Here is a 6,000-nt window from a genome sequence, read left to right as displayed (position 1 = left end):
TTGGGGGGCTTCTTCTTTTTTTATTATTCCGACGTTTGTGCGTCTTGTTTTTATCCCCCCCCCCCAACCCCCACTGTTTTTTCCCAACCGCTTCCCTCTAAAAACCGGGGCCGGCGGCCCCCCCCCCCCCCACCAGGCTTGGGAGGCTTAGCGAGCCGCGGTCCAGCCCTTGTAATCCTTCAAATTGTCGGCCGTGATCAGCTTCGGGTCGAGCAGCACAGTCGGCTCGGCCGGCTTCTTGCCGGCAAGCAGGTCAGCCGCCATCGTCAGCGACTGGCCGGCCATCACATAGGGATCCTGCGAGGCCGAGGCCTTGATCATCGACGTGCCGGAGGCGAGTTCCTTCTCGATATCGGGTGCACCGTCGACCGCGGTGAAGATGAACTCCGAGCGGTTGAGCTGCTTGGCCGCAAGCTGGGCGCCGATCGCCGTCGGATCGTTGATGGCGAAGACCGCGTCGATCTTGTCGAAACGCGTCAGCAGCGACTGGAACACTTTCAGGCCGCCGTCACGCGAGCCTTCGGCGTTCTGGTCGTCGGAAAGGATCTTGATGTCCGGGTGCTTTGCCAGCACGTCCTTGCAGCCCTTGACCCGCTCCAGGATCGACGACGAGGCCGGGCCATTGAGGATGACATAGTCGCCCTTGCCGCCGGTATTATCGACCAGATACTGGCACGCCTCTTCGCCGGCCTTGACGTTGTTGGTCATCACGGTGACGTCGGCGCCCGGCGCCGAAACGTCGAAAGCGGCAACGACGATGCCGGCCGCCTGCGCCTTCTTCACCGCCGGCGCGATCGCCTTGGCATCGACTGCGTTGAGCATGATGACGTCGACACCGGCAGCGATGAAGGAATCGACCTGCGATACCTGCTTGTTGAGATCGTAGTCGGCCGATACCGAGGTCACCTGCACATTCGGGTTGATCTTCTTGGCCGCGTCCTCGATGCCCTTGATGGTGGCGACGAAGAACGGGTTGCCGAGCAGTCCGACCGAGATGCCGACCTTGTTCAGATCCTTTGCCGATGCCGGCGCGATGACGGCGGCCGCAAGGGCGACGCCGCAGAGCAGTTTAGCGATGGTCTTCATTATTTTATTTTCCTCCTGATGCCCCGCGCCTCTCACGGTGCGTTACACATGAAACCGGCTCGTTGGATGCCGGCGACTAAGGGCCATCACGTTCTTGCTCCTGCCTGGAGCCGGTAACGGTCGAGGGCGACCGCCACGATGATGACCAATCCCTTGATGATGTACTGCCAGATGTCCGAAACACCGGCGAGGATGAGCCCGTTGGACAGCACGGCGATGATCAGGCCGCCGATCAGCGTGCCCCAGATCGAGCCGACACCGCCGACGAAACTGGTGCCGCCGAGGATGACTGCGGCAATGGCGTCGAGTTCGTAGGACTGGCCGAGCTGAAGCCCGTTGGCGGCATAGAGCCGGGCCGCCGACATGGCGCCGCCAAGGCCGGCCAGAAGGCCGGAAACGCCGTAGACGAAGAGCAGCACCAGCGGCACCTTGATGCCGGTCAGCCTGGCGGCCTCGGCGTTGCCGCCGACGGCGTAGATCCAGGTGCCGAGCACGGTGCGCTTGAGCACCAGCCAGGACAGGACGACGACCGCCAGCGCGATGACTACCAGCCACGGAATGCCGAACAGCGAGCCGTTGCCGATGAAGTCGAACGGCAGGTCCGCGTTGAACACCGTCGTGTCCTGGCCGAGCAGGCGGGCGACGCCGCGCACGGCGGTCAGCGATCCCAGCGTGACGATGAAGGGCGGCAGCTTGATATAGGCGATCAGCAGCCCGTTGATGACGCCGAAACCGAGCCCGACGAGAATGGCCGCGGGCACCCCCAGCAGTCCCCAATCGGGCACCAGCGACACCATCACTGCCACCATCGCCGAGGCGGCAAGGATCGAGCCGACGGACAGGTCGATGCCGCCGGTCAGGATGACGAAGGTCATGCCGGCGGCCAGCACGATGTTGATCGACGATTGCTGCATGACGATCAGCAGATTGGTCTGGGTGAAAAAGCGCGGATTGATGAACTGGAAGCCGACCGCCAGCAGGATCAGGATCGGCAGCATGCCGAGTGCGGCAACGACGGTACGCCACCTCGTACTCCTGCCGACCGCCCGGTCGTCCGCTTTCATCGTGTCGGCCACCTTGTCGGTCATCGCTGAGCCGCTCCCGTTGCAAGTTCCATGATCGCTTCCTGCCGCAGCGGCTCGCCCTCCGACGCCGTCACCTCGCCGGCAATGGTGCCGTCGCGCATCACCAGCACGCGGTCGGCGATGCCTATCACCTCCGGCAGTTCGCTGGAGATCATCAGGATGGCGATGCCTTTCTTGGCTAGGTTGTCGATCAGCCGATAGATTTCCGACTTGGCCCCGACATCGACGCCGCGGGTCGGCTCATCGAGGATGACGACCTGCGGCTCGGTTTCCAGCAGGCGGGCGAGCAGCACCTTCTGCTGGTTGCCGCCCGACAGCGAGCCGGCATTGGCCTGCACCGAGCTGGTGCGGATGGAGAGCTCTGACACCGCCTTGGCGGCGCGCTTTTCGGCAGCCGTGAAGTCGCGCAAACCGCCGGCCTTCGCGTCCTTTGCCAGCACGCCCATGCTGATATTGTCGGAGATCGACATGTCGAGAAACAGGCCAAGTTGCTTGCGGTCCTCGGTCAGGTAGGCGATGCCGGCATCGAGCGCCTCGCTCGGCGAACCGATGGATATCGGTTTGCCGCCGAGCTCCAGCATGCCTGATGTGTGCCTGTCGGCGCCGAAGATCAGCCGTGCCAGTTCGGTGCGGCCCGAGCCGACCAGGCCGGCCAGTGCCAGCACCTCGCCCTTGTGGAGGTCGAAGGAACAATTCTTTATGAGATTGCCGTCCGACATGCCGCGCACCGACAGCGCGATGGCGCGCTTGCTGTCCGGCGGACGGTGATCCTTCTTGTAGAACGTCGACAGATCGCGCCCGACCATCATCGATACCAGGCGCGAGGCGTTCAGGTCGGCGCGGTCGAGCGTGCCGACATAGCCGCTGTCGCGTAGCACGCTGACGCGGTCGGCGAGCTGGTAGACCTCTTCCATGCGGTGGCTGATGTAGATGATGGCGATGCCTTGCGACTTCAGCGTCGCGATCACGTCGAACAGCCGGTCGGTCTCACGCGAGGTCAGCGACGTGGTCGGCTCGTCCATGACGATGATGCGCGCATTGGTCGACAGCGCGCGGGCGATTTCCACCAGCTGTCGCTCGCCGAGCGACAGGCTTGCGACCGGAGTGCGCGCCGAGAAGGTCACGCCGAGCCGCGCGATGATCTCGCTGGCGCGCCGATTGCACTGCTCGCGGTCGACAACGCCGAACCGTCGCGGCTCGTTGCCGAGAAAAATGTTCTGCGCTACCGACAGATTAGGCGCCAGCGACAGCTCCTGATATATGACCGCAACGCCGGCGGCGCGCGCCTTGATCGGGTCGCCCGTCGCGGCCGGCACGCCGTCGATCAGGATTTCGCCGCCGGGGTCCGGCCGGTAGGCGCCGGACAGCACCTTCATCAGCGTCGACTTGCCGGCACCGTTTTCGCCCATCAGCGCGTGCAGCTCGCCGGCGTGAACGGTCAGCGACACATCGTGCAAGGCGCGGATCGCAGCGAACGTCTTGGAGATGTGGCGCATCTCCAGCACCGGCTGGCGCACCGTCTCGATCCGGGCGGCGGCGCTCATCGCGCACCTCCTGCAGCTGCGCTGGCCACAGCCCGGTCGGCGGCAAGGCCGCGCCAGTCGTTGCGATAGCCGGCAAGGCCGCTGAAACTTGCCGCATGCACCGCCTCCGGCGCTTCGGTGGCAAACTCGCGTCCGACGCTTTCGAAGGCAAGTGCGGCAGCACCGGTGGCGCTGCCCTCCAGCGTTGCGCCCTGCAGGAAAGCCTGCCCGGGCCGCAACTGCGCCAGCAACGCGGCAAGCAGCCCGCCATTGTTCAGGCCGCCGTCGACGATCACTGTGTTGTCCGAATGGATCAACTCGAGGCACAGATCGACCATCAGCGCGACATAGAGCAGCGCCATGGCCGCGCGTTCCTCGGCATTGGGCGTACGCCCGACCAGTTCGCCGCGGCGGTGCGGCATCGGGCCGCCCGGCGCGAAGCTCGGCAGCGCCATAATGCCGGCGTCGATCACCCGTTGTATCGATGACGGCGCGATTGCGCCCTGCCAGCCAGCGCTGATCGTGGCGAATTCGCGCCAACCCATGAAGCGGACGGTTGGCACCGGGCCGCCATCGACATCGACATTGACCAGCATGTCGCGCTCGCCGTCGAGTGCGTCGAGCGGGCAGTCGGGATTGAGCACGACCACCCAGGTGCCGGTCGAGACCACGGTCACCGGCCCGAGCTGCTGCCGGCGGTAGGCATGGAGCGCGGCATTGCTGTCGTGGACGCCATTATGGATGGCGACTGGCTTCGCGGCCTGGCCGAAGCGCTGCTCGCCGATCACCGCGCCGGCGCGCTCGAAGGCGGGCATCTGGCCGCGCCAGCCCTCGGCATCGACCAGCGAGCTGAGATCGCGTTTGCGCGGCGCCCATAAATGCGAGTGGCAGCCAAGATACGACACTTCCGATACCGGCCGGCCGCCAAACCGCCAGCTCCAATATTGGGGGTAGCCGAGGATCGATTTCGCTGCGGCGAAGGCACCGGGCTCCACCTCGTTCAGCCACAACATGTGGCGGCCGTAGTTGAAGCCAAGCGGCAGGCGCGGCGAAAAGGTCTCGGCAAAATCCGGAATGCGGCGGTCGATCTGCGCGGCGATTTCAGCTGGCGGTTCCTGCTCGTAATCGAGGATCGGATGCGTCAGCGCGGCTTCGTCGACCAACGCGAAGGTGCAGCCATGGCCGGATACCATCAGCCCTTCCACGCCATGCGTGTCGACTGCAGCATCGATGGCGCGAGCCGCCCAGTCGTGCAGCGCTGGCTCGTCAAGCACGCTGAAGCCGCCTTTTCGGATCCAGCTCGGCTGGCTGCGGCGCTCGTCGAGGATCTGTCCGTCCTGGCCGAAGACGAACAGCTTCGAATTGGTCTTGCCGAAATCGAGGACGGCGATGTTCACTGGGCGCCTCCCGAGGAAGCCGCGATCCGCACCATGACGCCGGCATCTTCGAGCATGCGGGCATCTGTCTCGGACAGGCCGTCATCGGTGACCAGCGTGCCGATCCGCGACAGCGGCAGTGCCACATTGCGCGCGTGGATCGACAGTTTTCGGCTGTCGGCCAGCACGACGATCTGGTCGGCGCAGAGGCTGAGCTCGACGATCGAGCGGACCAGCAGCGGGTGCGATTCCAGAAGGCCTTCCTGGCCGATGCCTTGCGCGCCGAGAAAGAACTTCGAGGCGTAGAACGGCACCGTCTGCGTCAGCGAATGGATGATGCCCGGCTCGCGGTGCAGTTCGCCGCCGGCGACGGTGAGGCTGCAATGGCCGTGGTCGCTGAGATAGGCCGCGAGCGGCATCGAGTTGGTGTAGAGGCGGATGTTGCGGTCGGCGAGCTTGACGCCGAGATGGAAGCAGGTCGAACCGCCATGAACGATGACCGCGTCGCCGTCGCGCACCATGGTGGCGGCGAGAGCGGCGATCTGCCGCTTCGCCTCGACGGCGAGGTCGCGGTTCTCGTCATAGGGCCTGGCATAGGCGACGCCGGCTTGCGAAGCGCCATCGAGCGCCGAGATGCCGCCATAGACCTTGCGCGCTTCGCCGGCCTCGTCGATCTTGTCGATGTCGCGCCGCACCGTCGCCGCCGATACGCCAAGCCGCTCCTGCAGCTCGCGCACCGATGCGAAAGGCCGGTCCCGCAAAAGCTCGACAATCTGACGCTGGCGGCCGGAGTCGCTCAACCCTTACCTCCCAATGCGCTTGCCTCCCAAGCATTTTGCACGGCATTGCCGTTTTGCATGGCAATTGGTGCAACTTACTCAACGTCCCTCGGATTGCAAGCCTGATTTGACGCGATAACATCACTGTTGA

At 64.9% G+C, this 6,000-nt stretch carries 5 protein-coding genes; all 5 read right to left on the bottom strand.

Annotated features, from left to right (window positions below):
* Positions 1–147 precede the first annotated feature (147 nt).
* Positions 148–1,086 (bottom strand): ABC transporter substrate-binding protein, encoded by a 939-nt coding sequence (locus NKH41_RS29450; protein ID WP_352470775.1) that lies wholly within the window; start codon positions 1,084–1,086, stop codon positions 148–150.
* A gap of 86 nt (positions 1,087–1,172) precedes the next feature.
* Positions 1,173–2,150, bottom strand: a complete 978-nt coding sequence (locus tag NKH41_RS29445; protein ID WP_502895645.1) for an ABC transporter permease subunit — start codon at positions 2,148–2,150, stop codon at positions 1,173–1,175.
* Between the two features lie 20 nt (positions 2,151–2,170).
* A complete protein-coding gene (locus NKH41_RS29440; protein WP_352767409.1) occupies positions 2,171–3,715 on the bottom strand; it encodes a sugar ABC transporter ATP-binding protein in 1,545 nt (514 codons plus the stop codon).
* Complete coding sequence (locus tag NKH41_RS29435; protein WP_352935236.1) at positions 3,712–5,091, bottom strand: FGGY-family carbohydrate kinase; 1,380 nt, start codon at positions 5,089–5,091, stop codon at positions 3,712–3,714. The genes NKH41_RS29440 and NKH41_RS29435 overlap by 4 nt, the downstream gene beginning before the upstream one ends.
* Positions 5,088–5,870 carry a DeoR/GlpR family DNA-binding transcription regulator gene (locus NKH41_RS29430; RefSeq protein ID WP_023680486.1) on the bottom strand — a complete coding sequence of 261 codons (783 nt, stop codon included), beginning with the start codon at positions 5,868–5,870 and terminating at the stop codon, positions 5,088–5,090. The genes NKH41_RS29435 and NKH41_RS29430 overlap by 4 nt, the downstream gene beginning before the upstream one ends.
* Positions 5,871–6,000: the final 130 nt, after the last annotated feature.

The sequence above is a fragment of the Mesorhizobium sp. M1169 genome, assembly GCF_040318345.1.
Classification (GTDB): Bacteria; Pseudomonadota; Alphaproteobacteria; order Rhizobiales; family Rhizobiaceae; genus Mesorhizobium.
This window is presented reverse-complemented; position numbering and strand designations above follow the sequence as displayed.